Origin of the sequence: Marmoricola endophyticus, from assembly GCF_014644415.1 — a bacterium.
Taxonomy (GTDB): Bacteria; Actinomycetota; Actinomycetes; order Propionibacteriales; family Nocardioidaceae; genus Marmoricola; species Marmoricola endophyticus.
Window position 1 is genome coordinate 140,723 of the sequence record NZ_BMKQ01000001.1, and the last position, 25,068, is coordinate 165,790.

Below are 25,068 nucleotides of genomic sequence, written 5' to 3' on the forward strand. Positions count from 1 at the left end.
CGGAGGTCAGCTCGGCACCCAGCACAGGCCCCAGCGCTGGCCGGACTGCCAGTCCTCCTTGGTGGGCCACTGGAAGGACCAGGTGAAGCTCAACGGGTCGTCGGCCCGGTCGGCCGCCTCGTCCTTGCAGCGGGCGTCGGCGTCCTTGCCCGCCGCCTTGCCGAGGTAGGCGGCGTCCTCGGGCAGGTCCACGCTGGAGATCGCCTCCCAGGTGTGCTTCTGGTCGCAGGTGACGCGCTTGAAGGCCGGCTTGTCCGGCGCCGCCGTGCCGCAGGTGGCCAGCTTGTCGCCACGAGGCGTGCCCAGCGCGTCCTTCATCCGGGTCGGGAGCGACGCCAGGGTGTCCTCGGAGCGTACGGCCACGGCGTCGCAGCGGTACCAGCTCGCGCCGGCGTCCGACTGCTGCAGCGTCGGGCTGAACCAGATCGCGCGGACCCGGCTGAGCCGGCGCTGCTCGGTGTCGCCGCCGACGTACGCGTCCACCTTCGCCGGGCAGGCCTGGGCGATCCGCTGCTGCACCCGGTCGGAGTCGACGGCCAGCAGGTGCCCGTCCTGGTACGGGTCGATGGTGCCGACGTACGCCGTCTGGGTGGTGTGCGGCTGACTGCAGTCGACCGGCTGGTCGTCGGAGACCGCGGCCGTGGCGTCGCCGTAGTCCATCCGGTAGCACTCGCCGACCCGGGGCGTCCGTGGCGGCGTGCTCGAGGACGCGCTCGCGGACGGGGCCGCCGAGGACGCGCTGGTGTCCGCCGAGGACGGGGCTCGGGTGGTCGCGACGTCGGCGTCGGAGGTCGAGCCCGCGCAGGCGGTCGCGCCGAGCAGGGTCGCGGCGGCCAGCACGGTGCCGGCCTTCGTACGGAGGAGGCTCATGGGGGGTCCTCAGGTCGTGGTGCGCGCCCAGCACACTGAGCGCCGGTTGCCGGTCTGCCACTCGGCCTGCCCGAGGACCGTGGTGGCGTAGTCGAAGTCCTCGACCGGGTACTTCAGGTAGGCGCGCACGGAGTCCGAGCAGTACTCACTGCTCCGGACCTGGGCGAGGCGCTCACCGATCCAGCGGTCCCGGGGACCACCGAGCTTGATCGTGGTCACCGCCCGCCAGTCGTGGTCGGTCGAGCAGGGCACCTTGGCGGAGCCCTTGAACGTGGTCCCGCGAGCGCACAGCGTCCACTCCTGGTGCGGCGACGTGGTCGGGTCCCCGGCCAGGTAGCCGCGTGCGGTCGTGGGGAGCGCGGTCAGCTCGGCCTTCGCGCCGGAGTCGGCGCCGGCGGCCACGCCGGGGCCGCCGACGAGGTCGCAGCGGTACCAGCGCTTGCCCGCCTTCCAGTCGCTCGGCGAGGGCCGGAACCAGGCCCAGCCGAACAGCGAGCGCAGCGCGGCCGAGTCGTCGCCACCGAGGAAGCGGAGGTACGCCGTCCCGCAGGTGTCGTACATGTACCTGCCGAGGACCCTCGCGTCGTAGCCCGCGGCGGCGACGGCGTCCGGGAACTCGCCGACCGCGAACGTCTGCGCCGTGTGCACCTCCTCGCACGCGACGACGGGGGTGTCGTCGGAGCTCTGCGCGAGATCCTCCGCCGTGAGGTCGCGGCACTCGCCGGCCTTCGGCGCCGCCGTGCCCGCGCTGCGCTCGCCGATCCGGTCGTCGTCCCCGCCGTCCGCGCAGGCGCCGAGCAGCACCGTGAGCGCGAGTGTGGTCGCGATCAGGCTGGCGGCGCTGGCAGGGGAGGAGGACATGGCGGCGCCAGGCTATCGGCCGACCGGTAGGTCCGGCCGTCAGTCCATCAGCAGCGCCGCGAGCGTGCCGCCGAGCTCGTACGCCGCCTCACGCTCGGCGTCGCCCACGTCACCGAGCACCGAGAGCACCTCCGCGGACTGCTTCCACGCCAGCGCCTGCACGATCGAGGTCACGGAGCGGACGGCACCCTCGGTGTCGTACCTGCCGTGGACCCACAGGGCGTACGGCTTCGGCGCGCCCGCGCCGTCGGCCGCCGAGCCGTCGTCGCTCAGCGCCCCGCCGGCCTCGAGGAAAATCGAGTCGAAGAAGTGCTTGAGCGCGCCGGACATGTAGCCGAAGTTGGCGGTGGTGCCGAGCAGGTAGCCGTCGGCGGCGAGCACGTCGTCCGCGGTGGCCTCCAGCGCCTCCTCGACCACGACCTCGACCCCCTCGATGGCGTCGTCGTTCGCGCCGGCCACCACCGCGTCGGTCAGCGACCGGACGGTCGGGGTGGGGGAGTGGTGGACGATCAGCAGACGAGCCATGAGCCCGAGGCTAGGGCGTCTCCCGCCGGTGCGCGACGGTCACCTCGGGCGGGGTACGCAGGGTCTGCGCGACGACGCAGTACCGCTCCGCCAGCTCGCAGAGCCGCTCGACCGTCTTGTCGTCTGCGTCGGTGTCGACGACGAACGTCATCGTCACGTCGGTCAGCCCGACGGGGATCTCCTTGCTGAGGCCGAGCGTGCCGCGGGCGTCGAAGTGGCCCTCGACCTCGACACGCGCCTCGCGGAGCTCGACGCGCATCGCCGTGGCGACGCTGCGCAGGGTCACGCCCGCGCACCCGGCGATCGCCTCCAGCAGCATGTCGCCGGAGCAGGCGTCGGAGCCGTCGCCGCCGGTCGAGGTGTGCAGGCCGGCGCGCGTCGTACCCGCCCAGGTGTCGACCTGACAGACGATCCCGTCACCCTCGAGCCGGGCGACCGCCTTGAGCGGGACGTTCGCGGCGCCGGGGTCCTCGGCGTACCTGGACTTGAGCGGCTTCTGCATCGCGCGGAGCTGGGTGGCGTCCATGGGCCCATGCTGTCTCAGCGGTGGGTGAGCCACCACTCTCCGGAAAGAGGGCTCACCGGCCCGCGCGAGCCTCGTCGTGCAGCTCGCCTCGCAAGATCGGTCTGCGAGGGAGCGCGCCCACACCGGCTGGACGCCGTCCCCGAGGGCGTGGAGCTCGGCGCACGCCTCCGCCTCCGAGGCGGACAGCCCCTCATCGGTGCGCTGATCGAGCCCGTGCACCTCGCTGACGACATCGAGATCCTCCCGATCACCCCGGACGACCTGGCGGCGCGAGGGTCGCCGGCGTTGGGGAGGTGAAGGTGGTCTCGACGTCCCTTCGACGCGCTCGCTTCGCTCGCTGCTCAGGACAGGCCTCGCTCGCTGCGCTCGCATCGGGCTCGACCGCCTGGTATCTGCGCTCGAGCGGCCCCCAGCGGGCGCGGGCGCCCCGTGCCCGGCGGCTCGACTAGGCTCGGCCGGACCGGCGTACGACGCGGGAACCCGGCGCGAGTCCGGGGCGGTTCCGCCACTGTGAGGGCCAGCACGACCGGCCCGAGCCAGACACCGCGCGTGCGCGTACCTCACTTCGACCAAGGGGGCGCGAACCCCCGGAGGACACCATGCGCATCGCCCTGCTCTCCACCTCCGACACCGACCTGCTCTCGGCGCGCGCTGCGCGCGAGCAGGGCGCCGACTACGTGTGGGCCAACCCGGCACGGCCGGGGCACCAGTCGATGGCCGCCACGATCGAGGGGGCCGACCTCGTCGTCGGGCGGATCCTCGGCTCCCCGCAGGACCTGTGCAGCGGGTTCGCGAGGATCAAGGACACCGGGATGCCGATGGTCGTGCTCGGCGGCGAGCAGCAGCCGGACGCGGCGCTGATGGAGATGTCCAGCGTGCCGACCGGCGTCGCCACCGAGGCGCACCGCTACCTCGCCGAGGGCGGTCCGGCGAACCTCGCCCAGCTGCACGCCTTCCTCTCCGACACGGTGCTGCTGACGGGTGAGGGCTTCGAGCCCCCGGCGCAGGTGCCGGCGTGGGGTGTGGTGGAGCGGCCGGAGGTCTCGACGTCCTCCCTCGCTAACGCTCGGTCGGGCTCGACCACCTACCAGGGCTCGACCACCTACCAGGGCGCGAGCCCCGACAGCGCAGCGAGCGCTGAGTCGGCCTCGACCACTGACGGCGACCTCCCGCGCGTCGGCGTGCTGTTCTACCGCGCCCACCAGATGAGCGGGAACGACCGCTTCGCCCACGACCTGTGCGACGCGATCGACCGCACCGGGCGCGCGGTCGGCGTACCGATCTTCTCCTCGAGCCTGCGCAGCGCCCCCGACGACCTGTACGACGAGCTCGCGCGGCTGGACGCGCTGGTGGTCACCGTCCTCGCCGCCGGGGGTACGACGCCCGCCGGCGCCAGCGCGGGCGGCGACGACGAGGCGTGGGACGTCGAGCGGATGGCGGCCCTCGACATCCCCATCGTGCAGGGCCTGTGCCTCACCAGCAGCCGCGCCGAGTGGGAGGCCTCGGACGACGGGGTGACCCCGATGGACTCGGCCAACCAGATCGCGATCCCGGAGTTCGACGGCCGGATCATCACCGTGCCGTTCAGCTTCAAGGAGATCGACGAGGACGGGCTGCCCCACTACGTCGCCGACGCCGAGCGCTGCGACCGGGTCGCGGGCATCGCGGTCAACCACGCCCGGCTGCGGAGCATCCCCACGAAGGACCGCAAGGTCGCGCTGATGCTGTCGGCGTACCCCACCAAGCACAGCCGGATCGGCAACGCCGTCGGCCTGGACACCCCGGTCTCGACGATCCGGCTGCTGCGCCGGATGCGCGAGGCCGGCTACGACCTCGGCCCGGACGGCGCGATCCCGGGCCTCGACGTCGAGGACGACACCGTGGCCGGCGACACGCTGATCCACGCACTCATCGACGCCGGCGGCCAGGACGAGGAGTGGCTGACCCAGGGCCAGCTCACGGACGCCCACGTGCGCGTCAGCGCCCACGACTACAAGCGCTGGACCGCGGACGTGCCCGTCCCGCTCATGGAGGACGTGGTCGAGGCGTGGGGGCCTGCGCCCGGCAAGCTCTTCGTCAACGACGCCGACGAGATCGTGCTGGCCACCATCACCGCCGGCAACGTGGTGCTGCTGATCCAGCCGCCGCGCGGCTTCGGCGAGAACCCGGTCGCGATCTACCACGACCCGGACATGGCGCCGAGCCACCACTACCTGGCGGCGTACCGCTGGCTGAAGTACGGCTTCGGCGCCGACGCCGTCGTCCACCTCGGCAAGCACGGCTCGATGGAGTGGCTGCCGGGCAAGAACGCCGCGCTGTCCGCCGAGTGCGCCACCGACCAGGCGATCATGGACCTGCCGCTGATCTACCCGTTCCTGGTCAACGACCCCGGTGAGGGTGCGCAGGCCAAGCGCCGTGCGCACGCGACGATCGTGGACCACCTGGTGCCGCCGATGGCCCGCGCGGAGACGTACGGCGACATCGCCAAGCTCGAGCAGCTCCTCGACGAGCACGCCAACATCGCGGCGATGGACCCCGCGAAGCTGCCGGCGATCCGCCAGGAGATCTGGACGCTGATGCACGCCGCGGAGATGCACCGCGACCTCGGCCTGGAGGAGCGCCCCGAGGACGAGGAGTTCGACGACTTCCTGCTGCACGTCGACGGCTGGCTGTGCGAGATCAAGGACGCCCAGATCCGCGACGGCCTGCACGTGCTCGGGCAGGCGCCCGACGGCGAGGCCCGGGTCAACCTCGTGCTCGCGGTGCTCCGTGCGGCCCAGGTGTGGGGCGGGGAGTCCGCCGCGGTGCCGGGACTGCGCACGGCCCTGGGGCTCAAGGAGGGCAGTGAGTCGACAGGTGCCGTCGACGAGATCGAGGAGCAGGCCCGCGGGCTGGTGCAGGCGATGGAGGACGCCGGCTGGGCGCCCGAGACGGCCGCGACGCTGAGCGACGTACCCGAGGTCCAGGCGAGCCTGCGCTTCGCGGCGCAGCACGTCGTACCCCGTCTCGCGCGGACCACCGACGAGCTCGACGCCGTGCTGCACGCCCTCGACGGCGGGTTCATCCCCGCTGGGCCGTCGGGCTCACCGCTGCGCGGCCTGGTCAACGTGCTGCCGACCGGGCGCAACTTCTACACCGTCGACCCGCGCGCCGTGCCGAGCCGGCTGGCGTGGGAGACCGGGCAGGCGATGGCCGACTCGCTGGTCCAGCGCTACCTCGACGACACCGGGGACTACCCGTCGTCCGTGGGCCTGTCGGTGTGGGGCACGAGCGCCATGCGCACCTCCGGCGACGACGTGGCGGAGGTGCTGGCGCTGCTCGGCGTACGCCCCGCCTGGGACATGGCCTCGCGCCGCGTGAACGACCTCGAGGTCGTCCCGCTGGAGGAGCTCGGCCGTCCGCGCATCGACGTGACGGTGCGGATCTCCGGCTTCTTCCGTGACGCGTTCCCCCACGTGCTGGCGATGCTGGACGACGCCGTGCGCATGGTCGCGGCGCTGGAGGAGCCCGAGGACCGGAACTACGTCCGCGCGCACACGCAGCGCGACCTCGCCGAGCACGGCGACGAGCGGCGCTCGACCACGCGGATCTTCGGCTCCAAGCCGGGCTCGTACGGCGCGGGGATCCTGCAGGTGATGGAGTCCGGCGACTGGCGCACCGACGACGACCTCGCGGAGGTCTACACCGCGTGGGGCGGCTTCGCCTACGGACGCGACCTCGACGGGCGCCCGGCCGCGGAGGACATGCAGACCAACTACCGGCGGATCAAGGTCGCGGCGAAGAACATCGACATCGCCGAGTCCGACATCGCCGACTCCGACGACTACTACCAGTACCACGGCGGCATGGTCGCCACCGTGCGTGCGCTGACCGGCGCCGACCCGCAGGCGTACGTCGGCGACTCCCGCTCGCCGGACAACGTGCGCACCCGCACGCTGCAGGAGGAGACCAACCGCGTCTTCCGCGCCCGGGTGGTCAACCCGCGCTGGATCTCCGCCATGCAGAAGCACGGCTACAAGGGCGCCTTCGAGCTCGCGGCGACGGTGGACTACCTGTTCGGCTTCGACGCCACGACGGGCGTGGTGCACGACTGGATGTACGACACCCTCGCCAAGGAGTACGTCCTCGACGAGACCAACCAGGAGTTCATGCGCACCTCGAACCCGTGGGCGCTGCGCGGGATCGTCGAGAAGCTCAACGAGGCCGTCGAGCGCGGCCTGTGGGCCGACCCGGACGCCGAGGTCATGGCGCAGATGCAGGAGGTCTACCTCGACCTCGAGGGCGACCTCGAGGACCGCTCGTGAGCCCTCGCCGCGCCCCGGCTCGGAACGTCGTACGACGTGGTCGCCAGGACGACCAGGTCGTATGACGTCCGAAGGCCCCGGACGCCGGATCCTGCTGATCGGGGTCGGTCCCGGTGATCCCGACCAGGTGACGCTCGAGGCGGTCGCGGCGCTGCGCTCGGTCGACTTCTTCGTCGTGTCGGACAAGTCCCCGCGCGGTGGGATGCCGGACCCGCTGGTCAACGCGCGCGAGCGGCTGCTGGACCGGCACCTGGACCGCGAGCCCGTCGTCGTACGCGTCGAGGACCCCGAGCGCGAGCGCCGGCCGGACCGGACCGCGAGCCCCGAGGCGTACGAGGCCGTCGTCGCCTCCTGGCACGAGGCGCGCGCGGAGGCGTTCGAGGCCGCGCTGCTCGAGCACGACGGCGACGCGGGTTTCCTGGTGTGGGGCGACCCGGCGTTCTACGACTCCACGATCCGGGTGGTGGGCCGCGTGCTCGCGCGCGGCAACGTCGACGCGTCGGTCGCGGTCGTCCCGGGGATCTCCTCGATCCAGCTGCTCGCCGCCCGGCACGGGATCGTGCTGCACGAGGTGGGGCAGGCGCTGCACGTGACGACGGGTCGGCGGCTCCGCGACGCCGTCGAGGCTGGCCAGGAGAACCTCGTCGTGATGCTCAACCGCACCATCGACCTCGCCGGTCTCGAGGACTGGTCGATCTGGTGGGGCGCCAACCTCGGCACGGCAAGCGAGGAGCTGGTGGCCGGTCGGGTGGGCGACGTCCTGGGCGCCGTCGACGCCGCTCGCGAGCGGGCGAAGGAGTCGGCCGGCTGGGTGATGGACGTGTTCTGCCTGCGGCGGACGGGGGAGGCATAGCGATGGCGCGCGACCCGATCGCGGAGGCCCGCCGCCAGTGGGAGGCTCACGGGTGGGGTGCCGCCGCGCCCGGCATGACCGCCGTGACCTCGGTGATGCGTGCCCACCAGCTGATGCTCACCGGCATCGACGCCACGTTGCGGCCGATGGGGCTGACGTTCGCCCGCTTCGAGCTGCTGCGGCTGCTGGCCTTCGCGCACGAGGGCCGGATGGCGATGGGCCGCGCCGGCGACCTGCTCCAGGTCCACCCGACGTCGCTGACGTCGCTGGCCGCCCGCTCGGTGGCCGACGGTCACGTACGCCGCCTCGACAACCCCGACGACGGCCGCTCGGCGCTGCTGGAGATCACGCCCGCCGGTCGCGAGCTGGTCGAGCACGCGACCGTGGCCCTCAACGCCGAGGTGTTCACCGCCATCGGGCTGGAGGAGGGTGACCTGGAGACCTTGGTCGCGGTGCTGGAGCGGTTCCGTACGTCCAAGGGGGACCGTGGCCGCTGAGGCCCACCCCTGGAGATCAGCGGTTCTTGAACTCCGGCTTCCGCTTCTCGACGAACGCCGCCATGCCCTCGGCCCGGTCCTCGAAGGCGAAGCAGGCGTGGAAGGCGCGCCGCTCGAACATCAGACCCTCGCGCAGCGTGGTCTCGAAGGCGCGGTCGACGGACTCCTTGGCGGCGTAGACGACCGGCAGCGACTTGGCGGCGATCTTGGCGGCGACGTCGGCCGCCGCGGTGAGCAGGTCGTCGGTCGGCACCACGCGCGAGACGAGGCCGTACGACGCTGCCTCCTCGGCGGAGAGCATCCGGTCGGTGAGCACGAGGTCCATCGCCACGGCCTTGCCGACCGCGCGGGTCAGACGCTGGGTGCCGCCCAGACCGGGGATGATGCCGAGGTTGGTCTCGGGCTGGCCGAACTTCGCCGACTCGGCGGCGACGACCAGGTCGCACATCATGGCCAGCTCGCAGCCACCGCCGAGGGCGTACCCCGAGACGGCTGCGACCTTGGGTGTACGGACACCGATCAGCCGGTCCCAGTGCGAGATCATGTCCTCGTTGACGACGTCGGCGTGCGACTTGGCCGACATCTCCTTGATGTCGGCGCCGGCGGCGAACGCCTTCGCCGAGCCGGTGAGCACGATCGCGCCGATGCCCGTGTCGGCGTCGAAGGCCTCCATCGCCGCGACGACCTCGCCCATCAGGGTCAGGTTGAGCGCGTTGAGCGCCTCGGGGCGGTTCAGCGTGATGGTGCCGACGCGGCCGTCGGTGCTGACCTTGATGGTGGTGTAGTCGCTCATGTCGACACCCAACCACACGGGTGCGGGCCGGTAGCGTGCCGCTCGTGAGCGGGCTGCTGGTCGCCGGGACGACCTCCGACGCGGGCAAGTCGCTGGTCGTGACGGCGCTGTGCCGGGCGTTCGCCCGCCGCGGGATCGACGTGGCGCCGTACAAGGCGCAGAACATGTCCAACAACTCGATGGTGTGCGTCGGCGCGGACGGTGCGGGCGCCGAGATCGGTCGCGCGCAGTGGGTCCAGGCCCGTGCGGCGCAGGTCGAGCCGGAGCCGACGATGAACCCGGTGCTGCTCAAGCCCGGCGGCGAGTCTCGCAGCCACGTGGTGGTCATGGGCCGGCCGGCCGGCACGATCTCCTCCCGCGACTTCGTGGACGGGCGGGCGCACCTGGCGCGGGCGGCGTACGACGCCTTCGACGACCTGTCCGCCCGGCACGAGCTGGTGGTCGCCGAGGGCGCGGGGAGTCCGGCGGAGATCAACCTGCGCGCGGGGGACTACGTCAACATGGGCCTGGCCCGGCACGCGGACCTGCCGACCGTGGTCGTCGGCGACATCGACCGGGGCGGCGTGTTCGCGGCGTTCCTGGGGACGCTCGCCCTGCTCTCCGTCGAGGACCAGCGGCTGGTGGCGGGCTTCGTCGTCAACAAGTTCCGGGGCGACGTGTCGCTGCTCCGGCCGGGCCTCGACGAGCTCACGGTGCGCACGGGCCGGCCGACGTACGGCGTGCTGCCCTGGCGCCCCGACGTGTGGCTCGACTCCGAGGATGCGCTGGACCTGGCCGGACGCCGGTCCTCCGGCACCCGCCGCAGGGTGGCCGTCGTACGCCTGCCGCGGATCAGCAACTTCACCGACGTCGACGCGCTCGGTCTCGAGCCGGACCTCGACGTCGTGTTCGTCTCGGACCCGCGGGACCTCGGCGACGCGGCGCTGGTGGTGCTGCCGGGTACGCGCGCGACCATCGCGGACCTGGCCTGGCTGCGCGAGCGCGGGCTGGACCGAGCGCTGCTCGACCACGCGGCCGCCGGACGCCCGGTGCTGGGGATCTGCGGTGGCTTCCAGATGCTCGGACGCGTGGTGCGCGACCCGCTCGGCGTGGAGGGGGCGGGCGGGGCGGAGGTCGACGGACTCGGGCTCCTGGACGTGGCCACCGACTTCGCCGAGGAGAAGGTCCTCCGGCTGCCCACCGGCGATGCGCTCGGGGTGCCGGCCTCAGGGTACGAGATCCACCACGGCCGAGTCAGCCGCGGAAGCGGTGAGGAGTTCCTCGGCGGTGCCCGCAGCGGATCGGTCTTGGGCACGATGTGGCACGGCGCGCTCGAGGGCGACGCGCTGCGCGGTGCGTTGCTGGCCGAGCTGCTGCCGGACCGAGCGGCCTCGGGGGTCTCGTTCCCCGCCGCACGGGAGGCACGCCTCGACGCGCTCGGTGACCTCGCCGAGGAGTGCCTCGACCTCGACGCGCTGCTGTCGCTCGTACGGACGGGCGTGTCGTCGCTCCCGGTGCTCGACGGGGTGCTGCGTCGGTGAAGGGCCGGTGACGGGGCCGTGATCCTCGTGCTCGGTGGGACCGGGGAGGCGCGAGCGCTGGCCGCGGCGCTGGTGTCCTCGGGGACGCCCGTGCTGTCGTCCCTCGCCGGCCGGGTCGCTCGGCCCCGGCTGCCCGAGGGGGAGGTGCGCGTCGGAGGGTTCGGTGGCGTCGCGGGCCTGCAGGACTGGCTGCGCGCGCACCGCCCCGAAGCGGTCGTCGACGCGACGCACCCCTTCGCGGCGACGATCAGCGCGCACGCGGCGCTGGCCTGCGCCGCCGAGGGTGTCCCGCTGCTGCGGCTGCAGCGGCCGGGCTGGTCGGGGGAGCCGGGCGCGGACGGGTGGCACTGGGTCGACGACCACTCCGCCGCAGCGGAGACGGCGCTGACGCTGGGCGAGCGACCGTTCCTGACCGTGGGTCGCCAGTCGCTGGTGGACTTCGTCGGCCCGCTGGCCGCGGCCGCGGTGCTCGTACGCGCCGTGGACCCGCCCGAGGTCACCCTGCCGCCGGCGTGGGAGCTGCTGCTCGCGCGCGGCCCGTACACCGTCGACGGTGAGCGGGCGCTGCTCGAGGAGCACCGTGCCGACGTCCTGGTCACCAAGGACTCGGGTGGGGACCTGACTCGCGCGAAGCTGGACGCCGCCGCCGCACTGGACCTCCCGGTCGTCGTCGTACGACGTCCCGAGGCGCCGGCAGGGGTACGGACCGTCAGCGAGGTCGCCGACGTGCTCGACCGGCTGCGAGCGCGCTGAGCACGACCGCACCGAGACCGACGCGGTCGGCGAGGGTGCGTGCACGGACGATGTCTCGCGCCTCCACGGGACGCCCGTCGCCGAGGACGGCGCGGTGCTCGGTCCGGCCGGCGTACACGTTGGTGCCGCCCAGCCGCACCCCGAGCGCGCCGGCGAAGGCCGCCTCGACGGGTCCGGCGTTCGGGCTCGGGTGGGCGCGCGCGTCGCGGTGCCACGCGCGACACGCGCCGGCGTGGTCCGGGCCGAGCAACACGGCCAGGACGGCGCTCAACCGCGAGCCGGGGAGGTTGAGGACGTCGTCGAGCCGCGCGGCGGCCCAGCCGAACCGCTCCAGCCGTGGCGTCCGGTGCCCGACCATGGCGTCGAGGGTGTTCGCGGCGCGGTAGCCGAGGAGGCCGGGTACGCCCCCGATCGCGCCCCAGACCAGCGGGGCGACGACCGCGTCGGAGGTGTTCTCCGCGACCGACTCGACGACGGCACGGGCGATCTCGCCGGGGCCGAGCTCGCTCGGGTCTCGCCCGACGAGGTGGGTGAGCCGCTGCCGTGCACCGTCCAGGTCCTCGTCGCGCAGCAGTGTGTCGACGGCGTCGGCCTCGCGGGAGAGCGTCGTCCCTCCGAGCACGGCCCACGTCGCCGCGGCCGTCAGCGCCGCGTGCACGGTCGGTCGTACCCGCTCGGCGGGCAGCCCGAGCGCGACCGCCGCTCCGACGAGGACGGCGACGTGGGCCGCACCGTGCACGCGGTCGTCGGCGTACGTCCACCGCTCCAGCCGCCCCGCCGCCTGCCCGAACCCGGCGACCGGGTGCCGGCGCCGCGGGTCGCCGAGCGCGCGGTCGGCGGCGTACCCCAGTACGAGACCGACCGCTCGACTGCTGCCGGCTCGACGGCCGGTGCGCGTCACGGCCGCCGCCGGGGGAGGATGGCCGGGTGAAGGTGCTGGTGACCGGGGGCGTGCGCTCGGGCAAGTCCGCGCACGCGGAGGGGCTGCTGGACGGCGAGGAGAACGTCACCTACGTCGCTCCCGGCGACGTCCCCGACCCCGACCACGACCCCGAGTGGGCGGCGCGGGTCGCGGCGCACCAGCTGCGGCGACCGGCGTCGTGGGCGACGCTCGAGACCCGCGACCTCGCCGCGGTGCCGTCGGACGGGCCGCTGCTGCTCGACTCGCTCGGCACCTGGGTCACCGGTGTCGTGGACGAGGCGGGGCTGTGGGACGCTCCGGGCAGCCAGGTGCTCGAGCACGTGATGGCGCTGCTCGACCCCTTCGTCGCAGGCGTACGCGCACGGGCGGGAACGGTGGTGCTGGTGTCCGAGGAGGTCGGGCTCGGCGGCGTGGCCGAGCACCGCTCGGGCCGGCTGTTCGCCGACGTGATCGGGACCGTCAACCAGCGTCTCGCCGAGGTGTGCGACGAGGTGCACCTGGTGGTGGCCGGGCGCGTACTGCGGCTGTGAGCGCACCGCGTCAGCCTGCGAAGTAGACGGTCGTCGGCACGAGACCCAGCAGCAGCACCGCCAGCATCACCTCGATCGCGGCACCGTGCACGTCGCCGGTGGTTCCACCGAAGCGACGTACGCAGCGCGCGAGCAGGGCGCCGACGACGACGAGCGCGACCACGGCGGCAGCGAGACCGTGCACGAACCCGGCGTCCGTCAGCACTGCGCAGGCGCCGGCGAGAAGCACGAGCACGAGCGCGCCGAGCGCCGTCCACGTTCGGGGGACGCAGCCGGCGAACGGGGTGCCGAGACCGTCGCTCCGTGCGGCCGGCGGCCCGGCGACGCAGGTGAGCAGCAGCGACCAGCGTGACAGGCAGACCAGGACGGCAACCGCGATCGGCGCCAGGAGCGGGTCGTTCCCGGGCAGCAGGTCGTTGCCCGCCTCGTCCAGCACAGCGGCGGACCACGTGGGTGTCAGCAGGGCGGCGAGAGCGGCGACCTGCAGGCCCAGCACGACGAGCAGCGCGACCGTGCCGGCCGGCCCGGAGGTGCCCGACTTCATCACCGCCAGCGACCGCTCGGAGTCGTACGACGCGGTCAGGCCGTCGGCGACGTCGGAGAGCCCGTCGAGGTGGAAGGCCCGGGTGCCGAGGGCCAGCGTGGCCACGACCAGCACCGCGACCGCCAGGCTCGGCAGTGCCAGGCCGTCGCCGACGAGCGCGACCAGTCCCGCGGCAACCCCCAAGGGCAGGACGGCGACGGGAGCGAGGACAGCGGCCCAGCGCGCCGTACGCGCGTCGACGACCGCCGGCGGCCGGGTGCGGACGACGCTGAGCGTGCCCACGGCGAGCCGCAGGCCGTCGACGGCACTGCTCATGTCGGCATGATCTCCGAGAGCAGCGCGACGTCGCGCAGCAGGGCGACGGCGCTGCGCACGAGCGGGACGGCCGCGACGGCGCCCGAGCCCTCGCCGAGGCGCAGGTCGAGGTCGAGCAGCGGCTCGAGGCCGAGCTTGTCCAGCGCGAGCGACTGGGCGGGCTCGGTGGAGCGGTGGCCGGCGGCGTACCACGCGGCCGACCCCGGGGCGATCCGCTCGGCGGTGAGCGCACAGGCGACCGAGATCAGGCCGTCGAGGAGGACGGGTACGCCGGCCTCGGCCGCGGCGAGCAGGTAGCCCGTCGTCGCCGCGAGATCGGCGCTGCCCAGCGCCGTGAGGGTGTCCACGGGGTCGGTGGTACGAGCCCCGGCGCGGGCCAGCGCCGTGTCGAGCACCTCGATCTTGCGACGCAGCCCGGCGTCGTCGACACCGGTGCCGCGACCGACCACCTCCGTCGCGGGCAGGCCGAGACCGGCGGCGACGAGGGCGGCCGACGGCGTGGTGTTCCCGATCCCCATGTCACCGGAGATCAGCAGCTGCGCGCCGGCCGCGATCTCCGCGGACGCGGCCTCGGACCCCACGCGCAGCGCCTGCGCGGTCTCCTCGGCGGTGAGGGCGTCCTCGAGGTGGATCGCGCCGGAGCCGCGCCGCACCTTGTGCGCGGTGACCTCCTCGGGGACACCGCCCAGGTCGTCGTCGACGGCGATGTCGAGCACGCGCACGCTCACGCCGTGCGCGCGCGCCAGCGCCGAGACGCCGCCGCGTCCGGTGAGGAAGGTGCGCACCATCGCGGGCGTGATCGCGGCCGGGTACGCCGACACCCCGTGCGCCGCGACACCGTGGTCGCCGGCGAACACCACGAGCCGGACGTCCTCGAGCAGCGGCGGGGGGCACTCGCCGAGGGTGGCCGAGACCCACACGGCCAGCTCACCGAGCCGGCCGAGTGCTCCGGCGGGGGTCGCAAGCGCGGCGAGGCGCTCGCGTGCGGCGGCGGCGACCAGGACGTCGGGTGGGTTCATGGGAGCTCCTCGAGGGCGTGCAGCAGGCGGTCGGTGGTGGTCTCGGGGCGGACGGCGATCCGCACCCACGCGGGCCCGAGCCCGGGGAAGGTGTCGCAGCGGCGCACGGCGATCCCCGCCCTGCGCAGGCGTTCGTGCACGCCGTCGCCGAGCTCGGCGAGGACGTACGGTGCCGTGCTGGGCACGTGCCCGAGCCCGAGGTCGGCCAGGCCGGTCTCCAGGTACGCGCGCCAACGCGCGATCTGCTGGGCGCGGCGGTGTGCCTCGGTCCGCGCCGCCTCGCTGGTGGTCGCGACCAGCGCCGCGCACGCCTGCGCGGAGACCGACCACGGGGTCTGCTCGCGTCGCAGCGCGTCCACCACGGCGGACTGGCCGAGGGCGTACCCGGCACGTACGCCGGGCATGCCCCAGAGCTTGGTGAGGCTGCGGAGCACGACGAGCCCGTCGTACGACGTCGCCGCCAGCGACTCGCGCTCGCCGGGGACGGCGTCGAGGAACGCCTCGTCCACGACGACCAGCCGTCCGGGGCGCAGCAGCGCGGTGATCGCCTCGGCCGGGTGCAGCACGCCGGTCGGGTTGGTCGGGTTGCCGACGACGACGAGGTCGGCGTCCTCGGGGACTGCGTCGTCGTCGAGCACGAAAGGCGCGGACAGGCGTGCCTCGGTGACGGCGTGCCCCGCCTGCTGCAGCGCGGCGTGCGGCTCGGTGAACTGCGGGTGCACGACGACCGGCCGCCGCCACTCGCGCAGCCGCGCGATCAGCCCGAACGCCTCCGCCGCGCCCGCGGTGGCCAGCACCTCGTCGCGCTCCCGCCCGTGGCGCGCGGCGACCGCAGCCTCGGCGGTGCCCGGGTGCGGGTAGGCGCCCACCTCGTCCAGGCTCGTCCGCAGCGCCGCCTCGAGCCACGGCGGTCGGGGGCCGGGGTGCACGTTGACCGCGAGGTCCAGCACCGGGCCGTCCGCCGCACGCACCTCCGCGTCGCCGTGGTGCCGCAGCGGGTCGGCCGGTGGTTCGTCGGTGGTCCGCGAGGCGTCGCCCGCTGCGCGAGGCGTCGCGTGCACGCGACGCCTCGTGGGCTCGGGTGCGGGCCGGTGCGCATGGACGGCGTCGGCGAAGCGCTGGGCCAGCTGCGGGTGCCCGGCCCAGTGCACGTGGAGGTACGACGCGTGCAGCGCGGGTCCGGCGAAGCCGACGTCGGCGCCGTCGATGCGCCACGCCGGACCGAGGTCGCTAGAGGTCCCCGCCACCGGCTCGGTGTGCGTGCGGTGGAACTCGTGGCCGGTGACGGTCTCGCCGCTGCGACCCAGCATCGAGTCGCCGCTCGCCGTCGCCTCGGGGTAGCGCAGCGTCAGCCGTCCGGTCATCGCCGCTTCGGCCCGCAGCGCTCCCACCATCGCCGTGCCGTCGAGGGTGTCGGCGAGGTAGAGCAGACCGGCGCACTCGGCGACGGTGGGGACGCCGGCCGCGACGGCGGCGCGGAGCTCGCCCAGCAGCGCCCGGTTGTCGGCCAGCGCGGACGCGTGCACCTCGGGGAACCCGCCGCCGAGGTAGATCCCGCGCGTGCCCTCCGGCAGAGAACGGTCGGTGGTCGGGTCGAAGGTGACCACACGACACCCGGCAGCCTCGAGCAGCTCCTCGGTCTCGGCGTAGCGGAAGGTGAACGCGCGCCCCCCGGCCACCGCGACCACGGGACGCTCCGTCCCCGTCGGCGCCACCTCGACGGTCGGGTCCCACGGCTGGACGTCGAGGTCCGGGGCCGAGCGTGCCAGGGCGAGCACGGCGTCGAGGTCGACGTGCTCGGCGACCGCTGCGGCGAGGTGGTCGAGGGCGTGCGCGGCCTCCTCGCGCTCGGCGGCCGGGACGAGGCCCAGGTGGCGGCTCGGGGTCGAGAACGCCTCATCACGCGGGAGCACGCCGAGCACGGGGAGCCCGGCCGTCTCGATCGCGGTACGCACCTCCGCCTCCAGCCGGGGCGAGCCGACCTGGTTGAGCACGACGCCGCCGATCCTCGGGGCCCCCGGGTACGACGCCATGCCGTGCGCCACCGCCCCCACCGACCGCGAGGACCGCGACACGTCCACGACCAGCAGCACGGGGCTGGCCGTCAGGTGCGCCACGTGCGCGGTCGAGGAGAAGCCGGCACCGCCGACCCGGCCGTCGTACAGCCCCATCACGCCCTCGACGACCGCGACGTCGGCCGGGGTCGGCGTGTGCGCCCCGTGCAGCAGCAGCGGGGCGATCCGGTCCTCGCCGACGAGGTGCGGGTCGAGGTTGCGGCCGGAGCGTCCGCAGGCCAGCGCGTGGTATCCGGGGTCGATGTAGTCCGGGCCGACCTTGTGCCCGCTCACGACGTGACCGGCGCGGGTCAGCGCGGCCATCAGGCCGGTCGCGACGGTCGTCTTGCCGGACCCGGTGGAGGGCGCGGCCACGACGAGCCGGGGGAGCGTGGTCACGAGAGCGCCACGCCGGTGCTGTCGCACGATGCGCGCCGCCCCGGACCACGGAGGTCGAGCCTGTCGAGACCCGGGGACCGGGCCAGGTCCCTCACCACTCGATGCCCCGCTGGCCCTTCTGGCCGCGGTCCATCTGGTGCTTGACCTTCGTCATCTCGGTGACCAGGTCGGCCGCCTCGACCAGCGCCGGGTGGGCACGGCGGCCGGTGACGACGACGTACTGCCGACCCGGGCGGTCCCGCAGCGTCGAGACCACGTCGTCGACGTCGACCCAGCCCCACTCCATGGGGTAGGTGAACTCGTCGAGCACGTAGAGGTCGTGCCGCTCCTCGGCGATGCGGCGCTTCACCTCCGCCCAGCCCTCGGCGGCCTTGACGGCGTGGTCGGCGTCGGTGCCCTCCTTGCGGCTCCACGACCAGCCCGCGCCCATCTTGTGCCACTCGACGGGACCGCCCTCGCCGGTCTCGTCGTGCAGCTCGCCGAGGCGCTCGAGCACGCTCTGCTCGCCGATCCGCCACTTCGCGGACTTCACGAACTGGAAGACGCCGACGTCCCAGCCCTGGTTCCAGGCCCGCACGGCCAGTCCGAACGCAGCGGTGGACTTCCCCTTGCCGTCACCGGTGTGCACCATCAGCAGCGGCAGGCTGCGCCGCTGCGCGGTCGTCAGCCCGTCGTCGGGGACGACCAGCGGCTTGCCTTTCGGCATCAGGCCACCCTCTCCTGCACGGCATCGGTGAGCGCCGCCGCGCTCACCTCCGCGACGGGGACGTGCTCGCCGCGCAGCGCCGCGCTGAGCGCGTGGGCGAGCCCCATCCGCATCGGACCGGTCTCGCAGTCGATGACCAGCGAGGCGACGTCGTCGCCGGCCAGCAGCTCCGCCGCCCGGCGCGAGCGTGCGACGGCGCCCTTGTCGTTCGTCGCCCGCCCGTCGGTGACGAGCACCAGCAGCGGCCGGCGCCGCGGCTCGCGTACCCGCTCCACGGCCAGCACCCGGCGCGCCTCCAGCAGCCCCTCGTCCAGCGGAGTACGACCCCCGGTGGCCAGGTCGCCCAGGCGCGTCGCCGCGACGTCCACTGAGCGGGTCGGCGGCAGCACCAGCTCGGCCGTGCTCCCGCGGAAGGTGATCAGCCCGACCTTGTCGCGCCGCTGGTACGCGTCGAGCAGCAGGCTGAGGATCGCCGTCTTCACCTGCTCCATCCGCCGCTTGGCGGCCATCGAGCCCGAGGCGTCCACGCAGAACAGCACCAGGTTGGACTCCTGGCCCTCGCGGGTGGCGACCCGCAGGTCGGCGGGCGCGAACCGCAGCGGCCCGGCCCCCGGCCCGGTGCCGCGACCCCGCTCGGCCTGGTGCGGCGCCGCGGCCCGGATGGTCTCGGCCAGGTGGATCGACCCGTGCGCGCCGGGCTCCGCGCCCGTACGACGCCCCGTCTCGGTGACGGCCCGGCTGCGCCGCCCCGCCTCGCCGGCGCCGGTCCCGCGGACCGTGAACAGCCGGGTGCGGTACGCCTGCCCCATGCCCGCCACCGCCTGAGGAGTCGCGTCCTCGGCGTCGTCCCCGGGCGAGGCGTCGCGTCCCTCGGATTGCGGCGGACTCGCCGCGTCGTCCTGCCCAGGACGCGACGACTCACCGGTGTCTCGGGTGCCGCTGTCGTCGGTCCCGCCCGGGTCGCGCGAGGAGTCCGGAGGCTCGGGCGCCGTCTCCGTCGGGTCGTCGCCCTCGTCGGGCGACGCCTCCGTCTCATCCACCGACTCCGGCTCGGGCTCCGGCGGCTCCGGCTCGTCGTCGCCGAGCACCTGGTCGAGCAGGTCCTCGTCCAGCCCGGGCGCGTCGAAGGGGTTGCGCCGACGGCGGTGGGGGAGCGCCAGCAGGGCGGCGGCGCGGACGTCGGCGCGCGTCACCCGGGTGCGTCCGTGCCACGCCGCGTGCGCGATCGCCGCCCGCGCGGTGACGATGTCCGCCCGCATCCCGTCGACCTCGAACGCCGCGCACACGCGCGCGATGTCGCTCAGCGCACGGTCACCCAGCTCGACCGTGCCGACCCGGGCCTGCGCGTCCGCGACCCGCTCGCGCAGCGCCTGCTCGGCGTCGGCGTACGCGGCCGCGAACCCGTCGGGGTCGGCGTCGTACGCCATCCGCCGGCGCACCACGTCGACCCGCACCTCCGGGTCGCGCGGCGCGGCGACCTCGACGGTCAGCCCGAACCGGTCCAGGAGCTGCGGGCGCAGCTCGCCCTCCTCGGGGTTCATCGTGCCGACCAGCACGAAGCGCGCGGCGTGCTCGACGGAGACGCCGTCGCGCTCGACGGTCGAGCGGCCCATCGCGGCCGCGTCGAGCAGCAGGTCGACGAGGTGGTCGTGGAGCAGGTTGACCTCGTCGACGTACAGCAGGCCGCGGTGGGCGCGGGCCAGCAGGCCGGGCTCGTACTCCGCCTTGCCCTGCGACAGCGCACGCTCCAGGTGCAGTGAGCCGAGCACGCGGTCCTCGGTGGCACCGACGGGCAGCTCGACCAGCCGGACCGGCCGGACCGAGGTCGGTGCGTCGACGGCCCAGGTGCCGTCCGGCGACGACTCGCCGGGACGGGAGGAGAACCGGTCGCCGTCGACCACCTCGATCGGCGGCAGCACCGCGGCCAGGGCACGGACGATCGTGGACTTCGCCGTGCCCTTCTCGCCACGCACGAGCACTCCACCCACCTCGGGGGAGATCGTGGTGAGGACCAGCGCGAGCGCCATGTCGCCGAGGCCGTCGGGGTCCGTGGGGTCGGCGCCGACGACGGCGCTGAAGGGGTACTGCGGCATGTGAGGCTCCCGCTCGTTGCCAGGTCAGGGGTCGCGCGCGGGGCCGGTCTTCGGACTTCGTCGTCCCGCGTCCCGTGCCAGGACAAGGGCGACGTCACCGCAGCGGGCCTGTGCCGGAGTCTCACCGGCTTCCCAGATTCTCCCCGACCGGCGGACCGGCGGGGCACCTCGCGCCGGGCACACGCTACTCGCTCCCGGCGGGCGGCACCCGGGTCGCCCGGCACCGGCCTGCCCGGCGATGATGGGGCCGTGGCGAGTCTCGGGCGGAGCAGGAGCGTGACCTCGGGTGCCGGGCTGGCCACGGTGCTGGCGCTCCTGCTCGCGACCGGGTGGGCGGCCAACCACTTCTCGGCGCTCATCCCCGTCTACGGCGTGCGCGAGGACCTGTCGACCGCGCTGCTCGACGGGGCGTTCGGGCTGTACGCCCTCGGTCTGCTGCCCGGTCTCTTCGGCGGCGGCGCGCTCTCCGACCGGTTCGGACGTCCCGCCGTGGTGCTCCCCGGCGCGACGATCGCCGCGCTGGGCACCGTGCTGCTGATGGTCGACCACGTCGAGCTCGGCGTGCTCCTCGGCCGCCTCGTCGTCGGCCAGGGGGCCGGCCTGACCTTCGGCGCCGGCACCGCCTGGGCCGCCGACCTGGGCGCGACCCGCGGGACCGTGCTCGCCGGGGTCTTCCTCACCAGCGGCTTCGGGATCGGTCCGGTCGTCAGCGGGGTGCTCGCCGAGTCGGCACCCGCGCCGCTGACGACGCCGTACGTCCTCTCGCTGGTGGTCTCCCTCGTCGCCGTCGCCGCTGCGGTGCTCGTGGCCGTGCCCGCCACTCCTCGGACCGACCCGTCCACCCGCCCGGCACCGCTGCCGCACCACGACGCGCGCACGGCGCTGGCGTGGTCCGGGCCCGTCGGCATCCTCGTCTTCGCCTCCGCGACCACCACGCTGGTGCCGCTGCCCGCCCGCCTGCCCGAGGAGTACGACGGCCCCGTGCTGGTCGGTGTCGCGGCCGCGCTGACGCTGTTCACCGGCATCGCCGTTCAGGCGCTCGCGCGGCGCGTGGCGGGCGGGGCCCGGACCGGTGTGCTCGGGGCCGGCTGCGCCGCCCTGGGCTGGGTGCTGGCCGCGGCCGGCGGGTCGACGATCGGGCTGCCGCTGTTCGTGGGCTGCTGCCTGCTGCTGGGCTCGGCGTACGGCCTGTGCCTGCGCGAGGGCCTCCTCGACGTCGAGACCCTCGCTCCGCCGGCGAAGCGGGGGACGCTGACAGGGGTCTTCTACGTGCTCACCTACCTCGGCTTCGGGCTGCCGCTGCTGCTCACCGCCGTCCAGCCGACGACCGGTGACGTGGCGCCGTTCGTGGTGCTGGCCGCGATCGCCGCGGCTGTCGCGGTGCTCCGCGTGGGCCAGCTGCGTCGAGGTCACCCGGGACGGCTCGCATGATCCACGTCGTCGGGATCGGCGCGGACGGGTGGACCGTCCTGTCCGAGCGCCTGCGCACCCTGGTCCGCGAGGCCGAGGTGCTCCTCGGCGGGTCGCGGCACCTGTCGCTGGTCCCCGAGGTCCCCGGGCAGGAGCGGACGCCGTGGCCCAGCCCGCTGCGCGACGCGCTCCCCGCGCTCCTGGACTCCTTCGGCAGCCGCCGCGTCGTGGTCCTGGCGTCCGGCGACCCGATGGTCTCCGGGATCGGTACCACCCTGGTGGACTTGCTCGGTGCCGACCAGGTCGTCGTCGAGCCGGCCGTGTCCTCCGTCGCGCTGGCCCGGGCCCGGATGGGCTGGGCGGCGGAGTCCTGTGCGGTCGTCTCCCTCGTCGGTCGCGACGCGTCGGCGCTGCTGCGTGAGCTCGCACCAGGGCGTCGGGTGCTGGTGCTGTGCGCGGACGAGACGACGCCCGCGACAGTGGCCGCGCTGCTCGTCGAGGCGGGTGCGGGCGAGAGCAGGATGACCGTGCTCGGCGACCTCGGTGCCGCGGAGGAGTCGCGGAGCGACGGGCTCGCCGCCACCTGGGGCGGCGACTCCCCGCGGCTCGCGGTGCTGGCGGTCGAGGTCGTACGCCCGACCGGACCGGCGACGTCGTGGGCCCCCGGGCTCCCGGACGACTCGTACGAGCACGACGGGCAGCTGACCAAGCGCGACCTGCGCGCGTCCGCGCTGTCCCGCCTTGCGCCGGCCCCCGGCCAGCTGCTCTGGGACGTCGGTGCCGGTGCCGGCTCGGTCGGGATCGAGTGGATGCGAGCGCACCCGACCTGCCGCGCGGTCGCCGTCGAAGCGGACGCCGAGCGCGCCGCGCGGATCGGCCGCAACGCGGCACGGCTGGGCGTACCCGGGCTGAGCGTCGTGCACGGCGGCGCTCCCGGCGCGCTGGTGGGGCTCGACGCGCCGGACGCCGTCTTCGTGGGCGGGGGAGCGACCCGGCCGGGCGTGCTCGACAGCGTGCTCGGTGCGCTGCGGCCCGGTGGGCGGCTGGTGGTGCACGGGGTGACGGTGGAGACCGAGCGGCTGCTGGCGGAGGCCTACGCGTCGTACGGCGGCGAGCTCACCCGCCTGCACGTCGAGCACGCCGAGCCGATCGGGTCCTTCACCGGCTGGACCCCGGGGCGCGCGGTCACCCAGTGGGCGGTCGTCCGGTGAGCGCCGTCCACTTCGTCGGTGCGGGGCCGGGCGCCGCCGACCTGCTGACGCTGCGGGCCGCGGCGCTGCTGGGCGAGGCCGACGTCGTGCTCTACCCCGGCACGTACCTCGACGCCGACGTGCTCTCGCACTGCCCGCGTGCCCGGCTGGTCGACACCCAGGGTCTCGACCTCGACCAGATCACCGCGGTGGTGGTCGAGGCGCACGGTGACGGGCTCGCCGTCGTACGCCTCACCTCTGGTGACCCGTCCGTCTACTCCGCGCTGCACGAGCAGACCGCCCGGCTCGACGCGGCCGGGGTGCCATGGGACGTGACGCCGGGCGTGGCGTCGTACGCCGCCTCGGCCGCGCTCGTCGGCGCCGAGCTCACCGTCCCCCTGGTGGCGCAGTCGGTCGTGCTGACCCGGGTGCAGGCGCGCTCGACCGCGATGCCCGACACCGAGTCGCTGACCGCCTTCGCGGCCACCCGCGCGACGCTGGCGATCCACCTCGCGATCACCCGTGTGCGCGAGGTGATGGCCGAGCTCGCGCCGGCGTACGGCGAGGACTGCCCGGTCGTCGTCGTCCACCGCGCCTCCCAGCCCGAGGAGCTGGTGCTGCGCGGCACCGTCGCCACGATCGCCGCCGCCGTCGAGGCCGCTGGCCTGCGGCAGGCGGCGGTCATCCTCGTGGGCCGGGCGCTGGCTCCGCGCGACGCCGGCGAGTCCCACCTCTACGACCCCGCCCGCCTGCGTAGTCCCTGACGTTTCGGCGGACAAATCGGGACACGGAACCACCAGAACGTCAGGGACTACCCGCCTCGGGGACGAATCGGGCGGTCCACACGGCGCCGGATGACGTCACGCGCGTGCCGGTCGAGCCGACGATGAGCAGGCACTTCATGTCGATGCTCGTGGGGTCGAGGTCGGCGAGCGTGGTCACGACCAGCGACTCCTCGGCACGGCCCACGTCGCGCCCGACGACGACGACCGTCTCGGGGCCGCGGTGCTCGAGGAGGACCTCACGCATCCGCACCACCTGTTCGCGGCGCGAGCGCGACGCGGGGTTGTAGACCGCGAGCACCAGGTCGACCGCCGCGATGGCACGCAGCCGCTGCTCCACGACCTCCCACGGCTTGAGCCGGTCCGAGAGCGACACGACGGCGAAGTCGGCCCCCACCGGGGCGCCCGCGCGAGCGGCCACGGCCTGTACCGCAGAGACGCCGGGCAGCACCCGTACGGCCACCGCGTCGTACGCCGGATCGCTCGCGGCCGCCTCGTACACCGCCGAGGCCATCCCGAACACGCCCGCGTCGCCGCCGGACACGACCGCGACCCGCTCGCCGCGCAGCGCCAGGTCCAGTGCGAACCGTGCGCGGTCGACCTCGACGGTGTTGCCGCTGGCGTGCCGCTGCAGCCCGGCACGCTGGGGGACGCGGTCGACGTACGGCGCGTAGCCGACCACGTGCTCCACCGACGCCAGTGCCGCCGAGACCTCCGGCGTGAGCCAGTCGTCGGGACCGGGACCGAGCCCGACGACGAGCAGCTCGGCGGGCTCCGGCCTCGACGACCGCTCCTCGCTGCGCTCGCTGCCTGTCCTGAGCTCGGCTGAGCTGGCGAAGCCGTACGTCGAAGGGCTCGACCTCCGTGCGTCGTAGCGAGCTCCGCGGCTGTCGCCGGGCACCACGATCAGGGAGAAGTACGGCACCTCGTCCGGGTCGACCTCGGCCACCGGGCGCCACTGCTCGCCGGGCATCGAGGCGCGCTCGACGTACACCGCGTCCGCGAGCCGGCCCGCCTGCTCCAGGGCCGAGCGGACGGCGGGGAAGGTGCGGCCCAGCTTCATGATGATCGCGCCGTCGGTGTCGGCCAGCCGCCGCGCGAGCTCGGGCTCCGGCAGGGTGCCGGGCAGCACGGTGAGGACGTCGGTCTGGCGTACGAGCGGCGTCGCGGTGAGCGCGGTGGCGGCGACGAACCCGGGCACGCCCGGCACCACCTCGGTCGCGAAGTCGGGGGACAGCCGGTCGTGCATGTACATCGCCGAGCCGTAGAACAGCGGGTCTCCCTCGGCGAGGAGGACGACCGTCCGCCCGGCCGACAGGTGGGAGCGCAACCGCTCGGCCGAGGCCTCGTAGAAGTCCGCCATCGCGCCGGCGTACCCGCCCGGGTGGTCGGCCACGCCCGTCGTCACCGGGTAGCGCAGCTCCTCCTCGAGCGTCCCTCCCGGGATCAGGTCGGCCACGATCCGTCGCGCGTGCGACTCCTTGCGCACGCCGGCGTGGTACGCGACCACGTCGGCCTCGCCGATCAGCCGGGCGGCCTTGCGGGTGACCAGCTCGGGGTCGCCGGGGCCGACGCCGACGGCGAAGAAGCGGCCGGTCACAG

The 25,068-nt window shown here is 74.5% G+C and carries 21 protein-coding genes and 2 riboswitches; of the genes, 9 read left to right on the top strand and 12 right to left on the bottom strand.

Annotation, left to right across the window (positions count from 1 at the left end; translation table 11 throughout):
- Positions 1–6: 6 nt before the first annotated feature.
- From IEX42_RS00750 to IEX42_RS00765, 4 genes are read right to left on the bottom strand one after another with little or no spacing between them, the layout of a single operon-like run.
- Positions 7–870, bottom strand: a complete 864-nt coding sequence (locus tag IEX42_RS00750; RefSeq protein WP_188777317.1) for a septum formation family protein — start codon at positions 868–870, stop codon at positions 7–9.
- A 9-nt stretch (positions 871–879) separates the two neighbouring features.
- Positions 880–1,731: a septum formation family protein gene (locus tag IEX42_RS00755; protein WP_188777319.1), complete on the bottom strand. Its 852-nt coding sequence runs from the start codon at positions 1,729–1,731 to the stop codon at positions 880–882.
- Positions 1,732–1,770: 39 nt separating this feature from the next.
- Positions 1,771–2,256 (bottom strand): flavodoxin family protein, encoded by a 486-nt coding sequence (locus IEX42_RS00760; RefSeq protein WP_188777321.1) that lies wholly within the window; start codon positions 2,254–2,256, stop codon positions 1,771–1,773.
- Between the two features lie 10 nt (positions 2,257–2,266).
- Positions 2,267–2,782 carry an OsmC family protein gene (locus IEX42_RS00765; RefSeq protein ID WP_188777323.1) on the bottom strand — a complete coding sequence of 172 codons (516 nt, stop codon included), beginning with the start codon at positions 2,780–2,782 and terminating at the stop codon, positions 2,267–2,269.
- 473 nt (positions 2,783–3,255) lie between these two features.
- A riboswitch (cobalamin riboswitch) is annotated at positions 3,256–3,328 on the top strand.
- Positions 3,329–3,381: 53 nt separating this feature from the next.
- Between IEX42_RS00765 and cobN the strand changes: the two genes are divergently transcribed.
- From cobN to IEX42_RS00780, 3 genes are all read left to right on the top strand, one after another.
- Positions 3,382–7,086: a cobaltochelatase subunit CobN gene (cobN, locus tag IEX42_RS00770; RefSeq protein WP_188777325.1), complete on the top strand. Its 3,705-nt coding sequence runs from the start codon at positions 3,382–3,384 to the stop codon at positions 7,084–7,086.
- A gap of 61 nt (positions 7,087–7,147) precedes the next feature.
- Positions 7,148–7,939 carry a precorrin-6A synthase (deacetylating) gene (gene cobF / locus IEX42_RS00775; RefSeq protein ID WP_188777327.1) on the top strand — a complete coding sequence of 264 codons (792 nt, stop codon included), beginning with the start codon at positions 7,148–7,150 and terminating at the stop codon, positions 7,937–7,939.
- Between the two features lie 2 nt (positions 7,940–7,941).
- A complete protein-coding gene (locus tag IEX42_RS00780; protein ID WP_188777328.1) occupies positions 7,942–8,436 on the top strand; it encodes a MarR family winged helix-turn-helix transcriptional regulator in 495 nt (164 codons plus the stop codon).
- 16 nt (positions 8,437–8,452) lie between these two features.
- Here the strand turns inward: IEX42_RS00780 and IEX42_RS00785 are convergent, their stop codons facing one another.
- On the bottom strand, positions 8,453–9,229 hold the full coding sequence (locus IEX42_RS00785; protein WP_188777331.1) for an enoyl-CoA hydratase: 777 nt from the start codon (positions 9,227–9,229) through the stop codon (positions 8,453–8,455).
- 44 nt (positions 9,230–9,273) lie between these two features.
- Between IEX42_RS00785 and IEX42_RS00790 the strand changes: the two genes are divergently transcribed.
- Positions 9,274–10,749 carry a cobyric acid synthase gene (locus IEX42_RS00790; RefSeq protein ID WP_188777332.1) on the top strand — a complete coding sequence of 492 codons (1,476 nt, stop codon included), beginning with the start codon at positions 9,274–9,276 and terminating at the stop codon, positions 10,747–10,749.
- A gap of 18 nt (positions 10,750–10,767) precedes the next feature.
- The gene (locus IEX42_RS00795; protein WP_188777334.1) at positions 10,768–11,502 is read left to right on the top strand and encodes a cobalt-precorrin-6A reductase; all 735 of its coding nucleotides are present in this window, start codon (positions 10,768–10,770) and stop codon (positions 11,500–11,502) included.
- Here IEX42_RS00795 and IEX42_RS00800 read toward each other — a convergent pair.
- Entirely contained in the window at positions 11,459–12,403 is a 945-nt protein-coding gene (locus IEX42_RS00800) for a cobalamin biosynthesis protein (RefSeq protein WP_188777336.1), read from the bottom strand. The genes IEX42_RS00795 and IEX42_RS00800 overlap by 44 nt on opposite strands.
- A 26-nt stretch (positions 12,404–12,429) precedes the next feature.
- On the opposite strand from IEX42_RS00800, the gene IEX42_RS00805 reads away from it, so the two are divergent.
- Positions 12,430–12,954, top strand: a complete 525-nt coding sequence (locus tag IEX42_RS00805; protein WP_188777338.1) for a bifunctional adenosylcobinamide kinase/adenosylcobinamide-phosphate guanylyltransferase — start codon at positions 12,430–12,432, stop codon at positions 12,952–12,954.
- Between the two features lie 10 nt (positions 12,955–12,964).
- Here IEX42_RS00805 and IEX42_RS00810 read toward each other — a convergent pair whose 3' ends face one another.
- The 5 genes from IEX42_RS00810 to IEX42_RS00830 form a co-directional block, all read right to left on the bottom strand.
- Entirely contained in the window at positions 12,965–13,813 is an 849-nt protein-coding gene (locus IEX42_RS00810; protein ID WP_188777341.1) for an adenosylcobinamide-GDP ribazoletransferase, read from the bottom strand.
- On the bottom strand, positions 13,810–14,832 hold the full coding sequence (gene cobT / locus IEX42_RS00815; RefSeq protein WP_188777344.1) for a nicotinate-nucleotide--dimethylbenzimidazole phosphoribosyltransferase: 1,023 nt from the start codon (positions 14,830–14,832) through the stop codon (positions 13,810–13,812). The genes IEX42_RS00810 and cobT overlap by 4 nt, the downstream gene beginning before the upstream one ends.
- Positions 14,829–17,285, bottom strand: coding sequence for a bifunctional hydrogenobyrinic acid a,c-diamide synthase/histidinol phosphate aminotransferase CobBC (gene cobBC / locus IEX42_RS00820; protein ID WP_188777346.1), 2,457 nt, complete (start codon positions 17,283–17,285; stop codon positions 14,829–14,831). The genes cobT and cobBC overlap by 4 nt, the downstream gene beginning before the upstream one ends.
- A 91-nt stretch (positions 17,286–17,376) precedes the next feature.
- Positions 17,377–17,991, bottom strand: a complete 615-nt coding sequence (gene cobO, locus IEX42_RS00825; RefSeq protein WP_188777347.1) for a cob(I)yrinic acid a,c-diamide adenosyltransferase — start codon at positions 17,989–17,991, stop codon at positions 17,377–17,379.
- Positions 17,991–20,084, bottom strand: a complete 2,094-nt coding sequence (locus IEX42_RS00830; RefSeq protein ID WP_188777348.1) for a VWA domain-containing protein — start codon at positions 20,082–20,084, stop codon at positions 17,991–17,993. The genes cobO and IEX42_RS00830 overlap by 1 nt, the downstream gene beginning before the upstream one ends.
- A gap of 24 nt (positions 20,085–20,108) precedes the next feature.
- A riboswitch (cobalamin riboswitch) is annotated at positions 20,109–20,270 on the bottom strand.
- 90 nt (positions 20,271–20,360) lie between these two features.
- Between IEX42_RS00830 and IEX42_RS00835 the strand changes: the two genes are divergently transcribed.
- The 3 genes from IEX42_RS00835 to cobM are packed head-to-tail and all read left to right on the top strand — an operon-like array spanning position 20,361 to position 23,448.
- The gene (locus IEX42_RS00835; RefSeq protein ID WP_188777350.1) at positions 20,361–21,515 is read left to right on the top strand and encodes an MFS transporter; all 1,155 of its coding nucleotides are present in this window, start codon (positions 20,361–20,363) and stop codon (positions 21,513–21,515) included.
- Positions 21,512–22,705 carry a precorrin-6y C5,15-methyltransferase (decarboxylating) subunit CbiE gene (gene cbiE, locus IEX42_RS00840; protein ID WP_188777352.1) on the top strand — a complete coding sequence of 398 codons (1,194 nt, stop codon included), beginning with the start codon at positions 21,512–21,514 and terminating at the stop codon, positions 22,703–22,705. Before IEX42_RS00835 ends, cbiE begins: the two co-directional genes overlap by 4 nt.
- Positions 22,702–23,448 (top strand): precorrin-4 C(11)-methyltransferase, encoded by a 747-nt coding sequence (gene cobM / locus IEX42_RS00845; protein WP_229660477.1) that lies wholly within the window; start codon positions 22,702–22,704, stop codon positions 23,446–23,448. Before cbiE ends, cobM begins: the two co-directional genes overlap by 4 nt.
- Before the next feature lie 40 nt (positions 23,449–23,488).
- On the opposite strand, the gene IEX42_RS00850 is transcribed toward cobM, so the two are convergent.
- Positions 23,489–25,066, bottom strand: coding sequence for a precorrin-2 C(20)-methyltransferase (locus IEX42_RS00850; protein WP_188777356.1), 1,578 nt, complete (start codon positions 25,064–25,066; stop codon positions 23,489–23,491).
- Between the last annotated feature and the right edge of the window lie 2 nt (positions 25,067–25,068).